The following is a 25,519-nucleotide window of genomic DNA, read 5'->3' on the forward strand; positions in this document are numbered from 1 at the left end:
AATATATTCAGTTTAATGTAAACTAAGTTGGGCATATTGCAAACCAATTTCCTATTTTTAGCGCCGCTTATACCCTTTATAAAAAAATGAATATTGCTCAAGATAAAACACAGGCTACCGGTTTTAATATGGTGCAAACCATGCGCTGGTATGGCCCCAATGATCCCGTAAGTTTAGCCGATATCCGCCAGGCTGGTTGCAGCGGCGTAGTAACTGCATTGCACCACATACCCAACGGCGTGGTTTGGAGCGTTGAAGAAATAAAAAAACGCCAGGCCCTGGTTGAAGCCGCCGGCTTAAACTGGGATGTGGTTGAAAGCGTACCGGTACACGAGGCTATTAAAACACAAACAGCGGGTTTTGAGCAATACATCGAAAATTATAAGCAAAGCATTATTAACCTGGCGCATTGCGGGGTAAACGTAGTTACCTACAATTTTATGCCCGTGCTTGACTGGACACGTACCGACCTGGCTTACGAAGTTGAGGATGGCTCTAAAGCCCTTCGTTTTGAAAAAGCTGCCTTTATCGCTTTTGATGTATTTATTTTGAAGCGTAAAGATGCCGAAGCCGATTATACTGCCGAAGAGCTGGAACGTGCCAAAGCACGTTTTGCAGGCATGAACGATGAAGATAAAAAACTACTTGAGCGTAACATTATTGCCGGTTTGCCGGGAAGCGAAGAGAGTTTTACCGTTGAGCAGTTTCAGCTTGCGCTGGATGCTTATAAAGGAATTGATGCGGCTAAGTTGCGCAGCAACCTCATTTACTTTTTACAGCAGGTTATCCCCGTTGCCGATGAGCATGGTGTTAAAATGGTGATCCACCCGGACGATCCGCCGTATGCCATTTTAGGTTTACCACGCGTAGTGAGCACTGCCGGCGATATTGAAGCTTTGGCTGCAGCTGTACCATCGTTAAATAACGGCTTGTGCTTTTGTACAGGCTCGTTCGGGGTTAGGCCCGATAACAACCTGCCGGCCATGGTAAAGCAATTTGGCGAGCGTATTAACTTTATCCATTTGCGTAGTACCCGCCGTAACCAGTTTGGCGATTTTTACGAAGATAACCACCTGGAAGGCGACGTAGATATGTACAGTGTTGTTAAAGAACTGCTGCATGTAATGCAGGAGCGTAAAATTAGCATTGCTATGCGCCCCGATCATGGTCACCAGATGCTGGATGACCTGAAAAAGAAAACCAACCCGGGCTATTCGGGTATTGGCAGGCTACGCGGTTTGGCAGAGCTGCGTGGGTTGGAACTGGGGATTGCCAGATCATTAAATTATTAAGAAAAGAAACCATGGCTGAACGTATTGCCGAATCGGAACTGATCATTAATGGTCGTGGTGCCGCGTATCACTTAGATCTTCGCCCGGATGAACTGGCTTTGGATGTAATTACCGTTGGCGACCCTGAGCGGGTAGGCGAGGTGAGTAAGCATTTTGACAGCATTGAGGTAAAACGCCATCACCGCGAGTTTGTAACGCATACAGGGTACATTGGTAAAAAGCGGTTTTCGGTGGTATCAACAGGTATTGGTACCGATAATATCGACATCGTTTTTAACGAGCTGGATGCTTTGATCAATATTGATTTTGCCAGTCGGATCATCAATCCGCAGCTTAAACAATTAAATATCGTACGTATAGGCACTTCAGGTTCGTTGCAAAGAGAAGTGCCTGTTGACAGCTTTTTAGTTTCGACCCATGGTTTGGGTATTGATAACCTGTTAAACTTTTATCAAACCAATCCAAGTAAGGAAGAAAAAGAACTGCTCGAAGCGTTTATTACCCAAACCGGTTTGAGCGCCAAAGTTGCCGGTCCGTATATTACGGCTTGCAGCGATAGTTTGGCAAAGCATTTTCAGGATGGGTTTCATCACGGTATCACGGTAACCTGCCCGGGCTTTTACGGCCCGCAGGGCAGGGTATTGCGTTTGCCATTGAGTAATCCCAACTTTATTGATAGCCTTACCCACTTTAAACATAACAACCATCGCATCAGTAATTTTGAAATGGAAACCGCAGGTATTTATGGTTTAGGCACATTGTTGGGTCACAAAGTACTAAGCCTGAACGCTATTATGGCTAACCGTATTACGGGAGAATTTTCGAAAGATGGTGCCAGGACCATGGAAAGCCTGATCATAAAGACATTGGAGATATTGACGGTGAACAATATCGGATAATGAACTTTTAATCCCGAATATCGAAGTTTTTACTTCATTATTCGACATTCAGCATTGGACGTTAGCTCTTAACCTTTTGAATTATTTCAGCGCCGTTATAAACTAACTTCTGATCTTCTGCAACAACCCCGCAAACAGTTACGTCGGATGCCAGTATCTCGCAAAGGTGTCGTTTAACATTGCCTTCCATAACAATCCGTGTTTGGAGCTTGCCCTGGATATGCAGCAAATCGCGCGGTTGGGTATCCACGGTCTTTCTGGCCAGGTCTCCCGATATCACAATATTATGCCATTCCGAATGCGACTGTGTGATATTACCACTTTTAAACTCCTCAGTAGTTTTAAAGCTAAAGCAGAGTACCCGTTCGCCTTTAATTAGCTGCCAGTTGGGTTTACCCTCAATTACCCCTAAAAGGAAAACCTTGTTAATGGCGTTGCTAAATAACATATAATTGCTGATTTGCAGCCCGGTCGATTAATTTCTGTATGCGGCCGGTTACATCATGCAGGTCGAAAGGTTTAGGGATGAAATCATCGCAGCCGTAATATCCCAATAATTTGAGCAGTTTAGGATAAGCCGAAACGATGATTACCGTTATGCGCGATGTTTGATCATTCGTTTTGATGTGATGACAGATCTCGCCGCCGTTTATACCATTAAACCGGCAATCAACTATCATCACATCAGGGTTATATTGATAAATCTCGGGGAAAATATTGTTCGTTTGCTCCATGCATTTAGGTCGAACCCGTCGTAGGTCAGCACCTCTTTAATCACGTCAAGAACCCTTCATCGTCTTCAAGCAACAACACTTTTTTCACATTTTTTAGAGGTCAGATATAAGACTTAACTATTGCTTAGATAGTTTTTTTATGACAATGAAAGCGGTGTGATACAAATATGCGGTAAATATTTTTAACAATCCGGGTATATATACCCGCAAAAAGGCTGCGTTAAATACGCGATTTTAACAAAAAGTTAAATGTTGTAAAATAAAAATGAAAGATTAACAGAGGCTTAACGGATCAAACCGTGCTGAATGGCATAACGAATAAGTGTGATGGTATTGCGCGTTTCAGTTTTATTGATCATGCTCTGGCGATGCCCTTCCACGGTACGTTTGCTGGTAAATAGCTTATCGGCTATTTCCTGGTTGGTAAAGCCCTCAGCGATAAGAGCGAGTATTTCCAACTCCCGTTTGGTAAATTCCACGTCCGGTGTATCTTCTGATGGATCGGGCATTTGGGCAAGCCTTTCCATAAAACGCAGGCCAAGTTCCGAACAGATATAGCGGCCATCGCGATGGATATGGTTAATGGCGAATATCAGTTCATCCGAGTTCACACTTTTGAGCAGATAACCGGTAACGCCTTTCTGAAAAGCTTTTACTACATATTTTTTATCATCTATCATAGTCAGGATGACCACTTTCGCTTTCGACTGTGTTTGCTGTAGTTTTTCGGCAAGCGCCAGGCCGCCCAAAACAGGCATATTCATATCGGCCAGGATGATATCCGGTTGTGTGCCTTGTACTATCATATCCAATACCTCGGCACCGTTGGTTGCTGCACCAATGATCTCAAAGTTTTCGGACCGCTCCAGCAAATTCCGGATACCATCTCGCACGATGGCATGATCCTCTGCCAAAATAATTTTGATCATTGCTAAATCCTCCTTTTTATTTATATATGATTTGCGGGTTGAGGTATTTTCATTCAAAAATAATTCAGCTTTTGCTGTTAACAGGTATGTCGATGTTGATTATTGTGCCGTCGCCAGGTTTCGAAACAATATTAAGCACACCATTCAACAGGCTTACCTGGTTGCGGATAGCTTTCAAGCCGATCCCATCGCCTTTTTGCTTTTCCTGATCAAAACCATCACCGCTATCCTGTACCAAAACGATCACGCGCGACCTTTTCTTTTCAATGGTCACAGTGGCATCTTTGGCATGCGAATGCTTTACAATGTTCATAATCAGTTCCTGCACAATACGGTAGATGGCTACTTCGATGTATTTGTCCAATTGCAGGGCGGAATCCTTAAACCTGAATTTTAGTTTAATGCCATTGGTAAACTGGCGGCAAATATCCGCGATGGCGGTTTTTAGCCCAAAATCCTCCAGTATTGATGGCATCAGCTCGTGCGAAATGCGCCGGGTTTCGTTAATGGCATTGCTCAATAACTTATCGGCATTTTTTAGGGCCTCTGCTTTGCCATCTTCCAGGTCTGCCCGGCCTATCTGGTCGAGACTAAGTTTTACACTGTAGAGTATCTGCCCCAGGCTATTGTGCAGATTTTCGGCGATGCGTTTGCGCTCCTCTTCCTGCGTATTCAATATGGTGCGGAAGATCTCCTGCTGCTGCCGTTCTTCCGATTCGCGTTGTTGGGATATCAATTGCCGGATATCGTCTGTACGGTCTTTAACCTGCTGCTCGAGTGTGTTGTTAAAGCTGCGTAGTTTTTCCTCGCTTTCGCGGAGGGCCTCTTCCGTTTGTTTAAGGTCGTGGATATCGGTAGCGGCGCCATACATTTTAACCACCTTGCCGTTCTCATCCTTTACCGGCGACGCCTTTACTACAAACCAGCGATATTCGCCGTCGTGTCTCCTTATACGGTGCTCTTGTTGTAGCGGCTTGCCTTGTTTAACCGCTTCGGCGTAGCGCCTGGCCGAGCCTTCCCTGTCGTCGGGATGAATGGCATCTACCCATCCCCAGCCAATAGCCTCTTCGAAACGTTGCCCGGTATATTCCAGCCAGCGCTGGTTATACCAATTGGTCGAACCATCCGGTTCGCTGTCCCAAAGCAGATCGGGTACCAGGTTAGCAATGGAGTGAAGGCGGCTTTCCGAATCCCTTAGTGCTACCTCGGCTCTTGCCCTTTCCACAGCTGCCCACGTTCGCTCAGCGGTTTCCTCCGCGAGTCGGCTATCCATTGGCGTCCGCTCGTGCGGTGTAGCGCCGTGCACGCCAAAGTTGGCTTGTTCGGTCTTAGCCAGGGAAACCTTGTTCGGTTTATTATCAGGTGGATCGGATTCGCTATGATTTAGAGGGTCAGACATTGCCAAAGTAATAGTAATGGTTATAATATCTTATCCTAAGTTACAGTAAAACAGCTACTTAATTTATTAGGTAGGCAGGCTGTTTGATTATCAAACATTTGATAGCGCAAATTGTGACCAAGTATTTAACCAGCCCGAAAATTAATCATAGCAAACGGATAGTGGATAATTCCGTATTAAAACGGGTATTTATTGCACCCGCATATACGTACTTCACGCGAAATATTCGCAGTAATTCACGTAAATCACTCTATAGATGAACGATTGACAGCGATGCAAGGCAGGGCCGTACCTATAAAATAAGGTATGGAAAACGGGCAGGATCAGCGTTCCAGCAATCCCAAATTAGGCTGCGCGTATTTATATACCTTAAAGTAGATGGTGGTTTTGGTTTGGTAGATGCCTTCTATCTCAGATATTTTATTGATAAACTCTTCTAAATGGTCGTTATCACGGCACATTACGTCAATTTCCAAATCGTAATCGCCTGATGTACCTGCCAGGAAACTAACCTCGGGCATGGCTGCTATTTGCTTGGCCACGTTCTCTTTCAATAAAGCCGGGCGGATGTATACGGCAATGTGCGCGTAAGAGTGAAAACCAACCTTGGCCGGATCGATACGACCTATAATGCTTACAATACCGTCATTAAGCAAACGGTTAAAGCGTGTGCGGATAGTGCCTATAGAAACATTTAAATTATCAGCTATAATGGTGAACGAGGTTCGCCCATCACTTTGCAGATAGCTTAGGATGGCAAAATCCGTTTCGTCTAAAATTGCATTTGATTTTACTGTAACTTTATTTTTTTCCATATCAATGGTTTAACGGATCGGTTTGAGGTAGATTGGTGGTAACTATTCTTTATTTTGCATCTATCAAATATGCAAATTTTGCAGATTGTTGTATAGATTTATAAAAATTATGTAGTAAATATCAATTTTATTGTTAAGTTTGACTTACATAAGCCTCCGCATAACATCAAATTAAGTTTACAAGGGCTAAATATAATTAATGCGGTTACAAAATCAATAGTTTAAATGAAATACACAAAAGTTCAAAATTTTATAAACGGACAATTTGTTGACGCTCAGGGCGCCGGTCATCTGGATGTGGTATCACCTGTTGACGGTAGAGCATTGTCGCAAGTGCCATTGTCGGGGCAGTCGGATCTGGATAAAGCGGTAACGGCAGCTAAAGCTGCTTTTAAAGAATGGTCGCAAACGCCGATCAAGGTGCGTGTGCAGGTTTTCTTCAAATATAAATACCTGTTGGAGCAAAATCTGGAAGAACTGGCCAGGTTGGTTGAAGAGGAAAATGGCAAAACCTATAGTGAAGCTGTTGCCGAAGTTGAAAAATCGATAGAGCTTACAGAGTTTGCCTGTTCGCTGCCACAGCTCATCACCGGCGAATTATTGGAAGTGAGTAAAGGCATTGAATGCCGTACCGAATATGTGCCACTGGGCGTTGTAGCATCGATAGTTCCTTTCAACTTTCCGAGCATGGTGCCAAATTGGACGATCCCTAACGCCATTGCCTTGGGTAACTGTATGATATTAAAACCATCGGAAAAAGTGCCTTTAAGTGTTGGGCGCTTAGCGGAGTTGCTGAAAGAAGCTGGTTTACCCGATGGGGTGTTAAATATCGTTCACGGCGATAGCAAAATGGTGGAAGCCATTTGCGATCACCCGGGTATTGAGGCAGTATCGTTTGTAGGGTCGACCAAGGTGGCTAAAATAGTTTATAAACGTGCCACAAGTAATTTGAAACGCTGTCTGGCTTTAGGCGGTGCTAAAAACCACCTGCTGGTATTGCCGGATGCCATCCCCGGAATGACGGCCCAGAATATTACTGCTTCCATGAGCGGTTGCGCCGGTCAGCGTTGTATGGCCGCTTCGGCGATGGTAGGTGTTGGTAAGGTTGATCATATTATCGATCAACTGGTTGCAGAGGCTAAAAAAATTATTCCCGGTGATAACCTGGGCGCCGTGATCAGCAAAGAATCGATGGACCGTATAAACAGTTACATTACCAGCGCCGAGAAACAGGGCGCCAAAATATTGTTGGATGGCCGTAATGCTAAAGTGAAAGGTAAAGAGGACGGTTATTATGTTGGCCCTACCGTGATTGATCATGTAACGCCGGATATGGACGTGGCTAAGGAAGAGATCTTCGGCCCGGTGATCAGTATTATGCGTACCAATACTTTGGATGAAGCATTGGCTATCGAGAATGCCAATCCCTACGGTAACGCGGCATCAGTATTTACGCAAAACGGTGGCGCTGCCAGGTATGTGATCAATCATGCCAGTGCAGGTATGGTGGGTGTTAACGTAGGTGTACCTGTCCCGCGCGAGCCGTTCTCATTCGGTGGCTGGAACGAAAGCCGTTTTGGCGTGGGCGATATCACCGGCAAAAGTTCGATCGAATTTTGGACCAAGCTGAAAAAATCGACCACCAAGTGGAACCCGGAAGCAGGTGTGAACTGGATGAGTTAACGCCGGAGGCGGTGAGTGGTGAATAGTGAGTGGTGAGTGGTTGACCGAAAAGAATGCGTTAGGGATAGCAGCGGATACCGGCCCTGTGGCTAAGGCCCGCGCAGTATGAGCGGATAGCCCGGCCGCAGGCAACGCCCAAAATGAATAAGAACAAACGGCCTCTGTGTTCTTTGTGCCTTCTTGGTGCTCTTTGTGGTTAACAAGTAACCACAAAGTTTACAAAGAGAAAACCACGGAAGTAAACACAGAAGAATAAATGAAACTATAAAATTGAGTGATATGTCACTAACAGAAACATTGACCGAAACAGAGCAGATCGTCCAGGATAATATGGATTATACGCTGTTTTCGTGGAGCAAACAAAAAGGCATTAACCCGATAGCCATTAAACATGCCGAGGGTATTTACCTGTACGACTATGAGGGTAACCGGTATATGGACTTTTCGTCGGGTTTAATGAACGTGAACATTGGCCATGGTAACCCGCGTGTAGGGCAGGCTGTACTGGAGCAAATGCAGCAGGTAAGCTATGTTACACCAAGCTGCGTTACCAAAGCGCGTGGCGAACTGGGGAAAAAACTGGCCGAGATCACACCCGGTAACCTTACCAAAACCTTGTTTACCGTTTGCGGTGCCACGGCTATCGAGAATGCCATTAAACTGGCGCGCTTATATACCGGCAGGCATAAAGTTATTGCCCGTTACCGGGCCTACCACGGTGCTACGTATGGCGCTATGACAGCTGGCGGCGATCCGCGTAAAATAGCTTCAGATTCGCAGCAGGCGCCGAATTTCATACATGTGGAGGACCCATATTGCTACCGCTGCCCATGGGGGAAAGAAATACAAACCTGTAACCGCGAATGCGTGAGCCATATTGAGCGGGTGATAGAGTTTGAAGGCGCACATACCATAGCCGCTATTTTGATGGAAGGCGAAAGCGGTACATCGGGCTGTATTAAATATCCGCCCGATTATTTGAAAAAATTACGTGCCTTGTGTGATAAACACGGCATTTTACTGATCGCCGACGAGGTGATGAGTGGCTTTGGCCGCACGGGTAAATGGTTTGGTGTGGATAACCATGGCGGTATCGTTCCGGATATGATCGCCACGGCAAAAGGCATTACAGCGGGCTACTTGCCATTGGGTGCATTGATCGTAACGGATAAAATTGCCGCTACATTTGATGATAAGCCGATGATGCTGGGCCTTACCTATTCGGCTCACCCGGTAGCCTGCGCCGCAGGTGTGGAAACGCTGAAGATCTACGAAGATGAAAACCTGATTGAAAACGCGGCCAATATGGGCGCCTACCTGGAAGAGCGTGTTGAAGAAATGAAAAAAACACACCCAAGTATTGGTGATTTTAGGAATACGGGTTTGCTGGGTTGTATTGAGCTGGTTAAAAATCGCAATACCAAAGAACCCATGGCGCCATACAACGCCAAGCCCGATGAAATGGCCATTATGAACAAGGTTGCCGCTAAAATTAAAGACATGGGTATGTATGCCTTTGTACGCTGGAACTATGTGTTTATAGCGCCGCCGCTTACCATTACCAAACAGCAAATGGACGAAGGTTTGGTAATTATAGCTGAGGCTTTAAAAATTGCTGATGAATACGTATATTGAGGCTTAATTTAACCGGAGATGCACAACGCCCCTGAAATAGCCAATGATGTTATAGACTCGGAACTGCACAGCGAAGACCTTGCTGCCATACCGATGAACAAGCGTACCTGGGGCACCTGGAACTACGCTGCATTGTGGATAAGCATGAGCCTGTGCATACCTACATATATGCTGGCCAGCTCGCTTATCGAAGGCGGGATGAACTGGTGGCAAGCTATCCTGACCATTTTAGTGGGTAACACCATTGTGCTGATACCGATGATATTGAATGGCAGGGCGGGGGCTAAGTATGGCATTCCTTTCCCGGTGTTCGCCAGGGCAAGCTTTGGCGTGCGGGGGGCCAATATCCCGGCGATGCTGCGTGCAGTAATAGCTTGCGGATGGTTTGGCATACAAACCTGGATAGGAGGTTTTGCGGTATACCAAATGATGAAGTTGTGGATCCCGTCGATAGCTACGCTTCCGCAGATATTCCCCACGTCGTGGGGATTGCAAACGGGGCCTGCCATTACGTTCTTTCTGTTCTGGTTACTCAACATGTATGTGGTGTACCTGGGGGTAGAAAGCATCAAAAAGCTACTGGTATTTAAAGCGTTCTTTTTACCGATAGCTGCATTGGCTTTATTGTTTTGGGCGATAAGCGCCGGTCATGGTTTAGGGCCGATACTGTCACAACCGGCTAAATTTACTTCATCGGGTGCTTTTTGGGCTTACTTTTTCCCGGCTTTGACGGGGATGGTGGGTTTCTGGGCGACGTTATCATTGAATATCCCTGATTTTACACGTTATGCCAAAAGCCAGCGTGCGCAAACTATGGGGCAGGCGATAGGCTTACCTACTTCAATGACGCTATTTTCGTTTATTGGCGTAGTGGTTACTTCGGCAACATTTATTATTTACGGTAAGACCATTTGGGACCCGGTAGTATTGGCGGGTAAGTTTGATAGTAAACTATTGGTGAGTATAGCCATGATCGCAGTAGCTTTATCTACTCTGGCGACTAATATTGCGGCCAATATTGTTAGTCCGGCTAATGATTTTGCCAACCTGGCGCCTAAGAAGATCAGTTTTACCACAGGCGGATATATCACCGGCATTATTGGTTTGCTGATATTCCCCTGGAAATTGATAGCCGACCCATCGGGTTATATTTTTACCTGGCTGGTAGGCTATTCGGGCTTGCTGGGGCCGATTGGCGGTATTATGATAGCCGATTACTATTTTATCCGCAAACAACAACTGAACGTTAACGAACTATATAGTTACCGCGGGCGTTATACTTTTAGCGGCGGTTTTAATACCTATGCCATCATTGCGCTGATAGTGGGTATTTTACCCAATATCCCTGGATTTTTAACGGCTATAGGTGCGATTGATAAAACAGCGGTTTGGCCCTGGGTAGATAATTTGTACAATTATGCCTGGTTTGTGGGTTTCTTTATTTCGGGCGGGTTGTATTTGGTGTTTATGCGAAGAGAAAACCAGGAATCGAGCGTTGGAAGCCTTGAGGCTGTGTGAGGGGCTTGCGTTAGGGATAGCAACGGATACCGGCCCTGTGGCTAATGCCTGTGCAGTATGAGCGGATAGCCCGGCCATAGGCAACGCCCAAAATGAAAAATGAAAAAACGACCTCTGTGTCCTCTGTGCCTCCTTAGTGCTCTTTGTGGTTAAAAATCAACCACAGAGTACGCAGAGCAAACGCAGAGAAGTCACAGAGATAGAGGATTAAAAAGAGAAAAAATAACAGACATTACAACAAAATTTAAAATGTCGATACTGATAAAAAATGGCAGGGTAGTTACCGTTGCAGAAGATACCATAGCGGATATTTATATTGAGGATGAAAAGGTGGTTGCCGTTGGTAAAAACCTCGATTATAAAGCCGACGAGGTGATCGATGCTAAAGATATGCTGGTTTTCCCGGGTGGGATAGATCCGCATGTGCACTTGTCGATGCCCTTTATGGGGACGTTTTCGAGCGATACGTACGAGACCGGTACCCGGGCAGCTTTGTTCGGTGGTACCACTACCGTGATCGACTTTGTGCTGCAAACACAGGGGAAGTCGCTAAAACATGCTTTGACCGACTGGCAGTCGCGTGCTACGGGTACAGCAGTTGGCGATTACAGTTTCCACATGGCCGTGACCGATTTTAACGAGCACACCAAAACCGAGATCAGGCAGATGGTGGAGGAGGAAGGCATAACCTCGTTCAAAACCTTTATGGCCTATAAAGGCGCACTGATGATCGACGACCGGCAGATGATCGGCCTGATGCGGGAGGTGAAAAAACAAGGCGGCATGGTTACCGCGCATGCTACCAATGGCGATGTGATCGACTTTTTGGTAGCTAAGCATAAAGCAGAAGGAAAGACCGCGCCGCTGTATCATTACCTGTCGCAGCCCGAAGTTACCGAAGCTGAGGCATCGGGCAGGTTTGCGCATTTGGCTAAATACACCGGCTGCCCAGCATACATTGTACATCTCACCTGCGAGGGTGCGTTGAACGCCGTGCGCGATATGGGTAAGCAGAATTACCAGGTATTTGCAGAAACCTGTATCCAATATCTGATACTGGATGCATCGTTATACGAAAAGGATTTCGAAGGTGCTAAATGGGTGATGAGCCCGCCGTTGCGCGAAAAGAAAGATCAGGAAGCTTTATGGGCGGGCATTAACCAGGGTTTGCTGCAAATTGTCGCTACCGATCATTGCCCTTTTATGTGGGAGCAAAAGCTGATGGGCAAGGATGATTTTAGCAAGATACCTAACGGGCACCCGGCTATCGAGAACCGGTTTGAACTGCTATACTCGGAAGGTGTTGGCAAGGGTAAGATCAGCCTGAACAAATTTGTGGAAGTGAGCAGTACCAACGCGGCTAAGCTTTTTGGGATGTTCCCTAGGAAAGGAACCATTGCCGTAGGCAGCGATGCTGATATTGTGATATTCGACCCGAATGCTAAACATAAACTGTCTGCCGAGACACACCATATGAATGTGGATTACAGTGGTTACGAAGGTTGGGAAGTGCAGGGCAAGGTAAAGACCGTTTTATTACGTGGTAAAGTTGCCATTGATAATAATGAGTGCAAGGTGGAGAAAGGCAACGGGCAGTTTATTAAGCGGAAGAAGGTGGGGAATCATTTTTAAAAGAAAATAAAAAGTATAGGGTAGTGCGATTCCCCTCTTGAGAGGGGTGTAGGGGGGTGTTCTTCGCGCGTAGAAACACACCCCGCCAATTCACTACCCAACGCACCCCCTCTCAAGAGGGGAATAAAAACAAAAGTTAACTGACCTTATTATAATTATAGAAAAAACATTTACATGCCAAGGATCATTAAATCAGGACTGATACAGATGAGTCTGCCGAAAACGGAAGGCGAGGGCACTATACCCGAAATTGTGGATGCTATGGTGCAGAAGCACATCCCGTATATTGAGGAAGCCGGAAGGCAGGGTGTGCAGATACTGTGCCTGCAGGAAATATTCAATACGCCGTACTTTTGCCCGGGGCAGGATCCTAAATGGTATGCTTCGGCCGAAACAGTTCCTGGCCCAACCACCGACCTGATGGCTACCTACGCCAGGAAGTATAACATGGTGATCATTGTGCCGATTTATGAAAAAGAACAGGCAGGTGTGCTGTATAATACCGCCGCAGTGATTGATGCAGATGGTACTTATTTAGGAAAATACCGCAAAAACCATATCCCACAGACCAATGGTTTTTGGGAGAAATTCTTTTTTAAACCCGGTAACTTAGGTTATCCGATTTTTCAGACTAAATATGCCAAAGTGGGCGTTTATATTTGTTATGACAGGCACTTCCCTGATGGAGCACGTTGTTTAGGACTGAATGGAGCTGAGATCGTGTATAACCCATCGGCAACGGTAAAAGGTTTATCGCAATACCTGTGGCAGCTGGAGCAGCCCGCACATGCTGTAGCCAATGGTTACTTTATGGGCTGTATTAACCGTGTAGGTACCGAGAAGCCCTGGAACCTGGGCAAGTTTTACGGTACATCATACCATGTTAACCCGCGCGGGCAGATCATCGGGCAAGCATCAGAAGATAATGATGAGTTGCTCGTAAATGAATTTGATTTGGATATGATTGACGAAGTGCGCAGCACCTGGCAGTTCTACCGCGACCGCAGGCCGGAGACTTACGGGGCGATAACGGAATTGTAGCCTCCCGACCCCCTAAAGGGGGAGGAATAGAATCAAGAAGAAAGAACAAAAAACAAAGGCAAGAAAATTAATACGGAAATTCGAAATCGAAAATCCGAAATCCGAAATAAAAAAATGTCTATAACTAACTACCGGCTTACCACAGAACAGTATGAAGAGAACTTCTCTGACATACATCCGCCGTTTGAAAACCTGACGGCTGCTTTGGTAGAAGCCAATCGTTGTATATTTTGCTACGATGCGCCTTGTATGAAATCGTGCCCAACGAGCATCAACGTACCGAAGTTTATCAAGCAGATAGCTACCGAGAATATCAAAGGCTCGGCGCATACCATATTTTCATCGAATATTATGGGCGGAGGCTGCTCGAAGGTTTGCCCGGTTGAAAAGCTGTGCGAAGGCGCTTGCGTGTATAACCTGATGGAGGAAGAACCTATCCAGATAGCCCGTTTGCAACGTTTCTCGACTGAGCGCGCTATACAGCAAAAATGGCCTTTGTTTACCCGGAAACCATCCAACGGCAAAAGGGTAGCTGTTGTAGGTGCTGGTCCGGCAGGATTATCCTGTGCGCATGTATTGTCGCGTGAGGGTGTGGATGTGACCATTTACGAAAAGGAAGCTAAAGGCGGCGGTTTGATGACTTATGGTATTGCCGCTTATAAGGTAACACCCGAGTTTTGTGAGGATGAGGTGCAATACATTCTATCGCTGGGTGGCATCGAGATCAAATACAACCAGGAGTTGGGTAAAGATGTTACGCTTGCCGAATTACAACAGCAGTACGATGCGGTTTACTTAAGCATAGGTGTAGGATTGGCTCGCCAACTGGCTATTCCCGGCGAAGAATTGGAAGGTGTTGAAGACGCGATCAGCTTTATTTATGATATCCGCAGCAAAGGGTACGACCAGGTAAAAGTGGGCGATAAAGTTGCTGTAATAGGTATGGGCATGACCGCCATCGACGCGGCTACCCAGGCCAAACGTTTAGGCGCTAAGGAGGTAACCATGCTTTACCGCCGTACACAGGCCGAGATGCCTTGCACGCAGGTTGAATTGGATATTGCCATGCTTGACGGCTGTAAAATTGTTTGGCTGGCAACACCAAAAGAAGTTTTAGGTGCCGATGGGAAAGTAACACAACTAATTTGCAGTACCACCGTTTTAGGCGAACCTGATGCCAGCGGTCGCCGCTCGCCGGTAGATACGGGTGAGACCATTACTCTGGATGTGGATATGGTGATCAAAGCCGCGGGCCAGATGCCATTTGAAAAACTGGTGGCAGATATAAACCTTGCCAATCAATACGGAAAGATAACCACGGACGAACGCGGTGTGACCAGCATTGCCGGTGTTTTTGCCGGTGGCGATTGCGTTAATGGTGGTAAAGAAGTGGTAGACGCTGTGCAAGCCGGTAAGGATGGCGCGGCGGGGATATTAAAGTATTTAATGATGTAAGATGGATGATGTAAAATGGAAGATGTGTTGATTTAGGTCCCATCTTCCATCTTACCTTTCCATCTTACATAAAATAGAACATAAAACAGATCTACGGATGGCCGACATATCATCAGACTTTTTAGGCATTAAATCGCCGAATCCGTTTTGGCTGGCGAGTGCGCCGCCAACGGATAAAAAATTAAATGTGCTGCGCGCTTTTGAGGCAGGCTGGGGTGGCGTGGTATGGAAAACCCTGGGCAGCCAGGTAAAAAACGTCTCATCGCGCTATTCGGCGGTGGATTATCATGGTAGCAGGGTAATGGGCTTTAATAATATTGAGCTCATTTCCGATCGACCGCTGGATATCAATCTGAAAGAGATCCGCGAGGTATTAAAAGAATTTCCAGACAGGGCGATGGTGGTATCGCTCATGGCGGATAACGATAAAGAAAGCTGGCATGAGCTGATCAAAAAGGTTGAAGATACTGGTGCGCACGGCCTTGAGCTTAACTTTGGCTGCCCGCACGGCATGACGGAGCGCGGAATGGGCGCGGCAGTAGGTCAGGACCCGGAAATTGCCCGCATGGTGGTAGAGTGGGTAATGGAGGTAGCTACCATCCCGGTTATTACCAAATTGACACCCAATGTGCATTCGGTAGTGCCAACTGGTTTGGCCTCGGTGCTGGGTGGCACGGATGCGCTTTCGCTGATCAATACCATACAATCAGTTACCGGTATCGATCTGGATACTTTTGTACCTAACCCTAATGTTGCGGGTAAGTCGGCATTTGGAGGCTATTGCGGGCCTGCTGTAAAGCCTATTGCATTAAAATTTTTAACTACCATAGCCCAAAACGAAATTACACGTAAGGTGCCTATATCGGGTATTGGCGGCATTAGTACCTGGAAAGACGCTGTTGAGTTTATGCTATTGGGTGCATCCAACGTACAGGTATGTACCGCCGCCATGAAACATGGTTTCCGCATTGTGGAAGATATGATAGAGGGCCTGAACTATTGGATGGACGATAAGGGCTTTAAAAAATTGGATGACTTTATCGGTAAATCGGTGCATACCATGAGCAACTGGGAAGATCTGGATATCAACTACCACATTGTGGCCAACATTAACCAGGATAAATGCGTGCATTGCGGTTTGTGTTACATTGCTTGTGAAGATACTTCGCACCAGTCGATAGCTTTGGATTATGGCAAGCCTTACAACAAGTACACTATTAAGGAAGAAGAATGCGTTGGCTGTAACCTGTGTAAACTGGTTTGCCCGGTTGAAGATTGTATTACCATGGTTGAACAACGCAAGGCACCCGAATATATGAACTGGAAAGATTTTCAGCGTTTGGGTATGCCGTTAAATGATCATTAGCGCCTCCGCCCCCCAAAGGGGGAACTTGCAAACTTTATTAAGTCTCCCCTTTAGGGGAGATTTAGTGGGGTTTCATCTTCTGCACTACCGCCAAGGCCTGCTGAGAGTGTTCAACTCCATGGATCATGCTGGTATAGGTAAAAGCGATCTTGCCATGCAGATCGACAACAAAAGTTTCGCGGCCGGACATGAAAAAGGAATTTTTAACTCCAAACTGTTTTAACACTTTATCGTGCGGATCGCTTAACAAAACAAAGGGTAGCTTTTCCTTATCGGCGAAGTGTTTATGGCTGGCTACCGTACCGCCGTTAATGCCAATCACTATTGCGCCGGCTTTGGTAAAATCATCAAAACTATCGCGAAAAGCGCAGGCCTCTTTGGTACAAACCATGCTTTCATCTTTTGGGTAAAAATAAATTACAAGGGCATGCTTACCTATATGGTCGGCAATTTTAAATTCTTTGCCGTTCTGATCGGTTAATGTAAACGCCGGTACCTCATCGCCAATGGCAAGCGGTTTTTTGCTTTGGGCATATATCCCGAAAGGTAAAAGTAATGCGAACAGGATAACAGAAAGAAATTGTTTCATAATGTAGATTTATACTAAGTACGAAGGCGAGTTGTATAACGATTGATTATTATTAATTATTGCCGATTATGGTGTATCTTGGTTTTAATTACAAATAGCCATCATATTCACAGTTTACTATGTTAAATAAGGTAATTATCGTGCTGTTATTAATAATTCTCATCTTTCAGCTTGGCTGTAAATCAGGAAGGGAAACTAAAGAAAAAATAGATAAAAATGAGTTTGAAGGCGTGATCACTTATCATGAGGTAAATAAAGCAACAGACGGTATTCTTAAAATAGATGATACTGTGCAGATGTTCTACTCTCACGGAAATTTCGTTAAAATACATTCGATAAAATTTCCCGAACCTCATATCGTTAAAGATTACTATTTAGAAAAGCATGCTTTGCGATTAATGCTTTTTAGTAACTCGGATTCACTACAGCAAATTAATTTAAGCTTCCCTGTTCAAAGACTTGACTGCTTTAAAGTGACAAAGGCGGACGAGCAAATATTTTCAAAAAAATGTGAAAATATTGAACTCAACATAAGTTATCACGAAAAAGATTCGACAACGTACACTGACTCTCAAATTACTTTTTCGAGAGGTTATTTAAAAGTAGATAAAAACCACTTTAAGAACTGGAACCTTGGTTTTTATAATAAAGTTATTGATGAATGCGGCTGCTTATACCTAAAATTTAAAGCAGTACATTTTGACAGTTCACATAAAAATATTTTATGGTGGGAAACATTGGACGTAATATCTGTAAAAGAAGAATCGGTAGACCCAAAAGTGTTTGAAATAGATACTACTAAGGTCAGATACGCTAAATAAGTTCTGATTTAACTATTTAACTTCCTTCAGTACCCACTTACCGCTATAGTGTTTACTTTTGTCGAGCGGTACACGGCCGCCAAAATCCTGTACCCAGTAGTATTTGTATTCGGCTATACCAATCTCCCTGAAATCGGGATTCATCAGGTTTTTGCAATGCCCAACGCTTTTAAACCAGCCGGTAATTACTTCGGTGATGCTGCGCTGGCCGGCAGCAATGTTTTCGCCAATGGTATAGGTTTGAAAGCCGGTGTAATTGTATCCAACAGCAAAAAGCCTGTCCTGTAAAGTGCGTCCATCCACACTGGTATGGGCAAAATAGGCGTGTTTAGCCATATCTTTGGCATGTTCTTCTGCAGCAGAGGTTAAAATATCATTCCAGCTAATGGGCGATACCGGGCGCATATAACTTGTACCGCAATTGCAGCCTTTGGCGCGTATGGTGTTAATAGCTGTTAAAAATTGATCGCGAAAGTCCTTATCGCTTACGTGGAGCGACTTTTGCGCTATCACAGGTGATAGCAGCAAAGAGAAAAAAGATAATAATATCAGATTCTTCATACCCGTTTCCAGGTTATTAGAACGTTGCGATCGCCGCTTTGTTTTATCGGATGCTTTCGGCAAACCTGTCGACCGAGTGCTTAAACCAGGCGGAGCGCTTCAGTATATATTCGAACAGATTGATGCCGACGATGGCGCAAATGATACCGGCTAATACATCAATTACATAATGATGGCTCAGGTACACCGCCGAAAACCAGATCCCGATAGTAACGATAGCGAAGAATATGCTGATGTAGCCTACTTTGTTTTTAAGGGCATAGTACAAAACCACCATTGGGTAAGCCGAATGGAGCGAAGGCATTGCCGCGAAAACGTTTGAGCCTTTGGCATAAATGGATTTGAAAATACTGACATTGAAATACTGATCGAACTTTGCCAAACCCGCGGTATTGCCGGGCGTATGGGCAATAAAAGTAAACCCATGCTCGTATATATACCATGGCGGTGCGGCAGGAAAGGTATAATAAACAATAAAGCCTAAAAAGTTAACCAGTACAAATGTTAGCCAAAACAAGATGAGTTGCCTGCGATGTTTGATGAATAAAAAGAGTGCGAACAGCATAGGCACGGGTATCCAGCAGAGGTAAAAGCAGCCGGCCATAATGTCGAGAAAAGTAGTGCCGTTATAGCGCCAGTACTCGTTGGGAGTTAATACTTTGTTATTGATGTTGATGCCGAAAAGGTTTTTCTCGAAGTTATAGATATCGCCGATGTGAACTGTGGCGTAATTATAATTCGGAAAGGCTTTCATGTAATCATAAATGATCCAGTAGATAATAAACACCGAAAAGCCCACGATAAACTTACGTGAGATACCCGAAATGTAATAGCAGCCGTTAAATATCCCGACAAGCACCAACTGATCAATTTTGTAGCCCACCAGGAAATACGAAATAAGCAGGTATGCCAGCGAAATTGCCGATGTGATCAGAACAGTTTTACCGGAAGTAGTGGCTCCCTTTTGCAAAGAGGAGTCGCTCATTTTATTTATCGGTAAAACGAGAACGGAATATATTATCCCACAAGCTTGAGCTTACACCATAACCACGGGTTGGATCCTGATAGTGGTGCAGCATGTGATGCTTTTTAATTTTTTGCCAGATGCCCGATTTAAAGTTGAAATGATGGATGGCGTAATGCGTCATATCATACACCAAATAACCCGCAATAAACGCCGGGAAGAATGCATACACATAGGTATCAGGCAGCAGCCAGTTGAACAAAAAGAAAAAGCCTGTAGCCAATGGTATACTTGCCGATGGGGGTAAAACCAAGCGTTTCAGGTCGTTAGGGTAATCGTGGTGAACACCGTGGAATATGAAGTGCAGGCGCAGCGCCCATTTTTGTTTAGGCACAAAATGAAAAACAAAGCGGTGTAAAATGTATTCAACAAAGGTCCATACGAACAGGCCGCCTGCCAGCAGCAGTACAAATTTACCGGCGCTGATCTGTGCTACAAAAATAGCTTTGTAAAGCATGTAAATAATTACCGGTACATAAATAATAAGCGGTACAAAAAAGTAAACCTTTGACAATGCCTCTAACAAGTCGCTTTTAAACATCCTTACAGACTCGGGAGAGTTTGATACATAATTTTTTTTCATAATACATTCATGGTTTAAAACGCTCCACTACTTCTTTACCTGTTTCGGGATCTGTGCCCTTGATCTCGGCATATATCACATTCGGTATCCAAAACGTACCGCCTTCAATTTTAAGAAATATCCGGTTAAGTACGACCTGTTTTTTTGCAATAGTGGCATACACATGGTACTTATTATCAGTAGCCGAGCGCATTAATAAAAGCGGATATTTTTTATAGGATACAAAACGCACATCAAATTTATTATTGCCCAGTGGTTTTGTAACTATTCCGTAGGCAAATTTACGTTGAATTAAGTTAAGTTCCTCTATTTGGCCGCGCTCATTATATTTTATCCAATAGGGATGTATCGGATTTTCGGTATCTAACTGGCCGGCAGCATTTTGGTTAAGATCGTAAATAATGGTATTGCTGTTTGGATCGCGTTGTACATAAAACAGCCTTGCAACCGTTGGCGTAGGGAAAATGGTTGCCTGCTTTACTTTTTTTCCGGCTGCGGTATCGATTTTAATCGGGGTGGTAATATGCCGTTCAGTAACATTTACACGCGGATCATGGTACAATAAAGTAAAGTTAAACAGTATGGATAATAGTATATTCATAATAGTATCAGCAATTAGCAATTATTGAACTTTTGATGCTTTCTCCTTTGCTTCCAAAGTTTTTTTAGCATCGTATAGTCTTTTAAAAGCAGTAATGTTGGCTAATATGGCCAACACCACTATCGGTAAGGTGAAAATTGTAATGGTTTCAAAAACATGGAAAGGTATACCGGGGATGTATAACTTGTAATCGCCTATATAATGTTGTGCTACGCCGCAAATAATAGCAAATAAACCAATGGTTACCACGCGTTCGGGACGCTGCATTAAACCGCCTTTACACTCAATACCTAAGCCTTCGGCACGGGCACGCACGTAACTTACCATCATAGAACCGATCAATGCTACAAAAGCAAAAAACGAACTTAAGAAATAATGGTGCGCCACCAGGTACCAGCAAATGCCCAAAAACATGATCAGCTCGCTGTAACGGTCTAAAACAGAATCGTACAGTGCACCAAAGGTGGAGCTCATTTTACCCAGGCGGGCTACCTGCCCATCGAGCATATCAAACAAACCGGCAAATAACACTAATGCACCTGCCCAGCCCACATAACGCAAATCGCCGCGGTTACCTTCCTCGGCACCTAAAATAAATATATACGCAACGCCCATATTAAGCAATAATCCAATAGTGGTTACCATGTTGGGTGTAAGTCCCATTTTAACCAACAGCTTAACCAGGGGATCTATAACTTTATAGATACCCAGTTGCAGGCTGGTACGCACAGATGGTTGGGTTACGCTATCCATTTTGTTAATGTTTCAGGCTGCAAAGTTAATTAAAAATCAAATGTGGCCCGTGTTCTTACACCAAAACGTATTGTATTTGGATTGTCAAGATAATTGAATCGTTCAACCAGGTCGACACGGAAAAATTTAAAAATATTACCTATGCCGATACTACCCTCGGTATAAGGCACCCCATTAAGGGCATAAGTTAAAGGTGTATTATCGGCATCTTTTGGAAATTCCAGCAATTCGGGGTGCAGAGCCGGGTTGTTTTCGCTACGGACACCACCGTACAAAGCTTTGAACGATATGTACTCGCGCAATTTTAAACGCTTAAATAATGGTACCTTATTTAGAATAAACCCGTTGAAGCACTGGTCAATATGGAAACCGATATAATGATCGCTTACAAACTCTAAAAAGTTCATTAAGTTGTACGAGTCTAACTGGTAAGAGTAGGTTTGGTTAGCCCGGTGTATGGTTAACAAAGGGAACGGCACTTGCCCAAAGGTATATCCGCCTTCAACAGTCAGGTCGGCGTAACCTAACTGAGATAAATAAAAACGTTTGTCAACCCGGCCATGTAAACGCTGATAATTGTATTGGCCACCAAACAAGTCTTTCACGCCGGCAGTATAATCCACATTCCAGATGGGGTATTTACTTGGGATGGTTATACGGTATATTTTACCTTGTAAAAATTGTTCGTGAGCAGCATAACGCAGGTGTACTGATAATTCGGATGTGGTGAGATCGGGAACAATGTTCGGCGTGTTGTTAATATTGTTAATAAATTCAAGAGAACCCGCAGGCGCCTGTTTCCAGTATTTATAACCAAGGGTGTACGAAAAGTGATTTTCAAATTCGTTTACATAATCAACGCGGTAATAATCGTTATACAGGTATTTATCGTTCACACCTCGTTTAAATGATAACAAAAAGTTATCTTCCTGTACAAATTGCAGCTCGGCACCCGGTATCTTGGTATCTTTTTGTACGCTTACCCTTACGTAATTTTGCGGGAAACGATAAATGGTTTTGTTGTTGATGGAGTAGGTGGCGCTGCCAAAATACTTCCATTTATGATCGCCAAAGCCGTAAGCCGCGTAAGTTTCAAAATAATAACGTTTACTTAGTTCGGGCGTGGTTCTTCCGCCAAAGCGCAATCTAAAACCTTCTACCGGATTAAAGCTGTAAAATGCATTGGCCGGGCCAATCTCAAAGGGGCCGAACGATTTATAGCCGGCTAATAAAAGGGAGGCTATATCCATTGTCCGCCTGAACGATGGCATACTTTTCAGGCTGTCGATGTTTTTATAAACCTTTGATTCGGCTTTTGTTAAGGTATCGGTACTACGTGCCTGTACCCAAAAATCTTCTGATCTTTTGTCGAAACCTTCGGGTGGTAAAGCATCTGTTTTATGATAGATGGTATCGGGCCGTGGTTTGTTAATAATATAATCGCGATAAGACAGCGTTCTTTCACCAAACAGGCCGGTTTTGCCATTTTTAGTGACACCAAAATCGGCCATCATGTCTGTTTTCTTTAAAATATATTTTCCATCGGCATTTTTCTCAAACTCCTGGTTAACATACATATCTTGCACCCAGTTGAGATTGATGTTTTTATTAATGGATAGCTTGGCTTTCTGTACCGCATAATTGGTATCCAGGGTGATGTATATCTCGCCCTCGAACAGCATGTCGGTGGTATTACGCGGCGTAAAACTTAGCTCAATCAGTTTTTTGTCGCCATCGGTAACGGTATCGGTAATAAAAAATTTATAAAATGTGGGTGCTTCATCGCAAATAGGGCTCAAAAACTGGTTGGTCATCAAAAAGATGTTGTTGGAATAAATATCTACTTCCGCGTACATCCTGTTGAGGTAGGTACTTAAGCCTTCATCATCAATAAAACTGCCAAAGTTCACTTTCTTCTCGCCCAAAATTACCGTCTTTTTGGCCCTAGGATCATTGCGGTAATAGTTTTGTGTTAATTTTTCATCCAGGTAAACAGGCAGCAGTGATTTGCCGGGCATAGTTGAGCTGTCCCTGTTATCTAACAGAAATTTATATTTACGAAAGATCCTTTTATTGCTGATATTGCTCGATAGGTTGCTGAAAGAGAACTGTAGTTTTTCGTATTGCTGGTATTCGGCGTAGTTGTAGCTCTGCAAACGGTTTTGGTTTTTATGGGCGATAACCTTCCGGATCAGTTCGACCGCCGGATTATCCTTATTGTGGTATCTTTGTTTTTTAGCCGAGCTGATGCTAACCTCGCTCAGGGTTTTACCTTCCTGCTGCAGCCTGAAATTTACAGTTTGCTCTGTACCGGCTGTAATGTTGCGGATAACAATTTTATAACCAATAAACGATATTTTAAGCTGCGTATAAGGTTTAATGGTGCGTAATGTGTATTTACCGTTGGCGTCGGTTAAAGTACCGGTTGTGCTGCCGTTAAAAGCAACGCTTACAAAAGGCAGCGGCTGGTTGTTATGGGCATCGGTTACTACGCCTCTAACAACTGTAGTTTGCGGCGTTTGTGCACGCGCAGCAATGCTTATAAAAATAAAAAAAGAGAGTATAAAGTGCTTCATTTATATGTGCTACAGCATTTAGACTTATCATAACAGCGATTGTTAAGTCGTCATTAAAATAAAAACGTTGCGAAGTTAATCAATTGATTAAATGCAAATGTTATTAAAAAGTCAAATATTGGGTGTTTTGTTAAGCAGACTATTAACGGAAGTACGGAGGGATAATTGTAATGCGGATAAGCTATTGATGAAATGTCAACTATAAATACCAAAGGCAGCCTACAAACTATAGGCTGCCTTTTTAATAACCTGTTTTTACTGGTATTTACATCGACTCAACCAGATCTTGGTAGTAGTCCAGACCCAGGTGGGTGATCAGATCTTCGCCCATCATGTGCCTTAAGGTATTTTGCAGTTTAATGAGCTGTTTAAAAATATCGTGCTCAGGTTTTAAACCCGGAGCTGTTTGAGGTGATTTTAAGTAGAACGATAACCATTCCTGAATGCCACTCATGCCGGCACGTTTAGCCAGGTCCATAAACAAGGCAAGGTCTAAAGCAACCGGTGCTGCTAAAATAGAGTCGCGGCATAAAAAGTTGATCTTGATCTGCATCTGGTAACCTAACCAGCCAAAAATGTCAATGTTGTCCCAGCTTTCTTTGTTATCGCCATGTGGCGGATAATAGTTGATACGTACTTTGTGGTACAGGTCGCCGTAAAGCTCGGGGTTGATTTCGGGTTGAAAAATTTCTTCCAGCACACTCAGTTTCGATACTTCTTTAGTTTTAAAGTTATCCGGATCATCCAATACCAGGCCATCACGGTTACCTAAAATATTGGTAGAGAACCAGCCTTTTACGCCCAAAGCACGTGCAGTTAATCCGGGTGCTAAAATGGTTTTCATTAAAGTTTGGCCGGTTTTAAAATCTTTACCTGCTATCGGTGTTTCGGTTAATTTTGATAACTCGATCAATGCCGGGATATCAACCGTTAGGTTAGGAGCGCCGTTGGTGAACGGTACACCTAATTTTAAGGCTGCATAAGCATAAATCATGCTTGGCGCGATACGGTCGTCGCTATCTTTTAAAGCCTGTTCAAAAGCGGCAAGGGTTTGGTGAACTTCTGACTCCTCGAAATAGATCTCGGTTGATCCGCACCAGATCACCACGATACGGTCGCAACCGTTTTTTTCTTTAAAGTCGGTAATGTCCTTCATTACCTGCTCGGCCAGGTCCATCTTGGTAGTAAACTCCTTAATGTGCGTACCAGTCAGGTTTTTAACATAGTTGTGGTCAAAGGCCGCTTTCATTGGCTTGATAGCTTCTAACGGGGCCTTTACCGAATGCAATAAGCCTGCTTCTAAAACTTTAGCATTTGATGCTGCCTCGAATACGTTGTCTTCGTAAACATCCCAGCCGCCAAAAACAATATCGTTTAAATTAGCCAGTGGAACAAAATCTTTAATTTTAGGATAACGGTTTTCGGTACGTTTACCTAAACGGATGCTGCTCATTTGTGTTAATGAGCCTATTGGTTGCGAAATGCCAAGTTTTACGGCTTCAACACCGGCAATAAGCGTAGTTGCTACTGCGCCCAAACCCGGGATCAGAATACCTAATTTACCTTCGGCTGGTTTTATGTTATTCTTCATAAGATGTAAATAGAACTTAATA

23 protein-coding genes are annotated in these 25,519 nt (G+C 44.2%); 10 read left to right on the top strand and 13 right to left on the bottom strand.

The features are described from left to right. Nucleotides 1–86: 86 nt before the first annotated feature. Both uxuA and ACFGVR_RS13775 read left to right on the top strand, forming a co-directional pair. On the top strand, nucleotides 87–1,292 hold the full coding sequence (uxuA, locus tag ACFGVR_RS13770; RefSeq protein WP_448697872.1) for a mannonate dehydratase: 1,206 nt from the start codon (nucleotides 87–89) through the stop codon (nucleotides 1,290–1,292). Between the two features lie 11 nt (nucleotides 1,293–1,303). Further along, nucleotides 1,304–2,191, top strand: coding sequence for a nucleoside phosphorylase (locus ACFGVR_RS13775; RefSeq protein ID WP_448697873.1), 888 nt, complete (start codon nucleotides 1,304–1,306; stop codon nucleotides 2,189–2,191). Between the two features lie 61 nt (nucleotides 2,192–2,252). Here ACFGVR_RS13775 and ACFGVR_RS13780 read toward each other — a convergent pair whose 3' ends face one another. The 5 genes from ACFGVR_RS13780 to ACFGVR_RS13800 form a co-directional block, all read right to left on the bottom strand. Continuing rightward, nucleotides 2,253–2,639: a single-stranded DNA-binding protein gene (locus ACFGVR_RS13780; RefSeq protein ID WP_448697874.1), complete on the bottom strand. Its 387-nt coding sequence runs from the start codon at nucleotides 2,637–2,639 to the stop codon at nucleotides 2,253–2,255. After that, nucleotides 2,629–2,925: a response regulator gene (locus ACFGVR_RS13785; protein ID WP_448697875.1), complete on the bottom strand. Its 297-nt coding sequence runs from the start codon at nucleotides 2,923–2,925 to the stop codon at nucleotides 2,629–2,631. The genes ACFGVR_RS13780 and ACFGVR_RS13785 overlap by 11 nt, the downstream gene beginning before the upstream one ends. A 284-nt stretch (nucleotides 2,926–3,209) precedes the next feature. Continuing rightward, nucleotides 3,210–3,854 (bottom strand): response regulator, encoded by a 645-nt coding sequence (locus ACFGVR_RS13790; protein ID WP_448697877.1) that lies wholly within the window; start codon nucleotides 3,852–3,854, stop codon nucleotides 3,210–3,212. A gap of 64 nt (nucleotides 3,855–3,918) precedes the next feature. Then, the gene (locus ACFGVR_RS13795; protein ID WP_448697878.1) at nucleotides 3,919–5,253 is read right to left on the bottom strand and encodes a PAS domain-containing sensor histidine kinase; all 1,335 of its coding nucleotides are present in this window, start codon (nucleotides 5,251–5,253) and stop codon (nucleotides 3,919–3,921) included. A gap of 323 nt (nucleotides 5,254–5,576) precedes the next feature. Then, nucleotides 5,577–6,068 carry an Lrp/AsnC family transcriptional regulator gene (locus ACFGVR_RS13800; protein WP_448697879.1) on the bottom strand — a complete coding sequence of 164 codons (492 nt, stop codon included), beginning with the start codon at nucleotides 6,066–6,068 and terminating at the stop codon, nucleotides 5,577–5,579. 225 nt (nucleotides 6,069–6,293) lie between these two features. On the opposite strand from ACFGVR_RS13800, the gene ACFGVR_RS13805 reads away from it, so the two are divergent. The 7 genes from ACFGVR_RS13805 to preA all read left to right on the top strand — a co-directional run bounded on the left by ACFGVR_RS13805 (nucleotide 6,294) and on the right by preA (nucleotide 16,398). After that, nucleotides 6,294–7,751, top strand: coding sequence for a CoA-acylating methylmalonate-semialdehyde dehydrogenase (locus ACFGVR_RS13805; RefSeq protein WP_448697880.1), 1,458 nt, complete (start codon nucleotides 6,294–6,296; stop codon nucleotides 7,749–7,751). A gap of 279 nt (nucleotides 7,752–8,030) precedes the next feature. Further along, entirely contained in the window at nucleotides 8,031–9,386 is a 1,356-nt protein-coding gene (locus ACFGVR_RS13810) for an aminotransferase class III-fold pyridoxal phosphate-dependent enzyme (protein ID WP_448697881.1), read from the top strand. Between the two features lie 18 nt (nucleotides 9,387–9,404). Beyond that, nucleotides 9,405–10,904 (top strand): NCS1 family nucleobase:cation symporter-1, encoded by a 1,500-nt coding sequence (locus ACFGVR_RS13815; protein ID WP_448697882.1) that lies wholly within the window; start codon nucleotides 9,405–9,407, stop codon nucleotides 10,902–10,904. Between the two features lie 249 nt (nucleotides 10,905–11,153). Next, nucleotides 11,154–12,536, top strand: a complete 1,383-nt coding sequence (gene hydA, locus ACFGVR_RS13820; protein ID WP_448697883.1) for a dihydropyrimidinase — start codon at nucleotides 11,154–11,156, stop codon at nucleotides 12,534–12,536. A 174-nt stretch (nucleotides 12,537–12,710) separates the two neighbouring features. Then, nucleotides 12,711–13,577 (top strand): nitrilase-related carbon-nitrogen hydrolase, encoded by an 867-nt coding sequence (locus tag ACFGVR_RS13825; protein WP_448697884.1) that lies wholly within the window; start codon nucleotides 12,711–12,713, stop codon nucleotides 13,575–13,577. Nucleotides 13,578–13,691: 114 nt separating this feature from the next. Then, a complete protein-coding gene (locus tag ACFGVR_RS13830; protein WP_448697885.1) occupies nucleotides 13,692–15,032 on the top strand; it encodes an NAD(P)-dependent oxidoreductase in 1,341 nt (446 codons plus the stop codon). A 97-nt stretch (nucleotides 15,033–15,129) separates the two neighbouring features. Further along, entirely contained in the window at nucleotides 15,130–16,398 is a 1,269-nt protein-coding gene (gene preA / locus ACFGVR_RS13835; protein ID WP_448697886.1) for an NAD-dependent dihydropyrimidine dehydrogenase subunit PreA, read from the top strand. A gap of 61 nt (nucleotides 16,399–16,459) precedes the next feature. On the opposite strand, the gene ACFGVR_RS13840 is transcribed toward preA, so the two are convergent. Then, nucleotides 16,460–16,987: a peroxiredoxin gene (locus tag ACFGVR_RS13840; RefSeq protein ID WP_448697887.1), complete on the bottom strand. Its 528-nt coding sequence runs from the start codon at nucleotides 16,985–16,987 to the stop codon at nucleotides 16,460–16,462. A gap of 119 nt (nucleotides 16,988–17,106) precedes the next feature. Between ACFGVR_RS13840 and ACFGVR_RS13845 the strand changes: the two genes are divergently transcribed. Next, on the top strand, nucleotides 17,107–17,808 hold the full coding sequence (locus ACFGVR_RS13845) for a hypothetical protein (protein ID WP_448697888.1): 702 nt from the start codon (nucleotides 17,107–17,109) through the stop codon (nucleotides 17,806–17,808). A 12-nt stretch (nucleotides 17,809–17,820) separates the two neighbouring features. Here ACFGVR_RS13845 and ACFGVR_RS13850 read toward each other — a convergent pair whose 3' ends face one another. From ACFGVR_RS13850 to ACFGVR_RS13880, 7 genes are all read right to left on the bottom strand, one after another. Next, entirely contained in the window at nucleotides 17,821–18,369 is a 549-nt protein-coding gene (locus tag ACFGVR_RS13850; protein ID WP_448697889.1) for a CAP domain-containing protein, read from the bottom strand. Between the two features lie 43 nt (nucleotides 18,370–18,412). Next, a complete protein-coding gene (locus ACFGVR_RS13855) occupies nucleotides 18,413–19,354 on the bottom strand; it encodes a phosphatase PAP2 family protein (RefSeq protein ID WP_448697891.1) in 942 nt (313 codons plus the stop codon). A gap of 1 nt (nucleotide 19,355) precedes the next feature. Then, the gene (locus tag ACFGVR_RS13860) at nucleotides 19,356–19,976 is read right to left on the bottom strand and encodes a sterol desaturase family protein (RefSeq protein ID WP_448697892.1); all 621 of its coding nucleotides are present in this window, start codon (nucleotides 19,974–19,976) and stop codon (nucleotides 19,356–19,358) included. A gap of 7 nt (nucleotides 19,977–19,983) precedes the next feature. Beyond that, on the bottom strand, nucleotides 19,984–20,577 hold the full coding sequence (locus ACFGVR_RS13865) for a DUF4833 domain-containing protein (protein WP_448697893.1): 594 nt from the start codon (nucleotides 20,575–20,577) through the stop codon (nucleotides 19,984–19,986). A 21-nt stretch (nucleotides 20,578–20,598) separates the two neighbouring features. Next, nucleotides 20,599–21,330 (bottom strand): CDP-alcohol phosphatidyltransferase family protein, encoded by a 732-nt coding sequence (locus tag ACFGVR_RS13870; protein ID WP_448697894.1) that lies wholly within the window; start codon nucleotides 21,328–21,330, stop codon nucleotides 20,599–20,601. Nucleotides 21,331–21,359: 29 nt separating this feature from the next. Next, on the bottom strand, nucleotides 21,360–23,906 hold the full coding sequence (locus ACFGVR_RS13875; protein ID WP_448697896.1) for a DUF5686 family protein: 2,547 nt from the start codon (nucleotides 23,904–23,906) through the stop codon (nucleotides 21,360–21,362). 265 nt (nucleotides 23,907–24,171) lie between these two features. Beyond that, nucleotides 24,172–25,497: an inositol-3-phosphate synthase gene (locus tag ACFGVR_RS13880; protein ID WP_448697897.1), complete on the bottom strand. Its 1,326-nt coding sequence runs from the start codon at nucleotides 25,495–25,497 to the stop codon at nucleotides 24,172–24,174. Nucleotides 25,498–25,519 lie beyond the last annotated feature (22 nt).

It is taken from the genome of Mucilaginibacter aureus, from assembly GCF_053514885.1.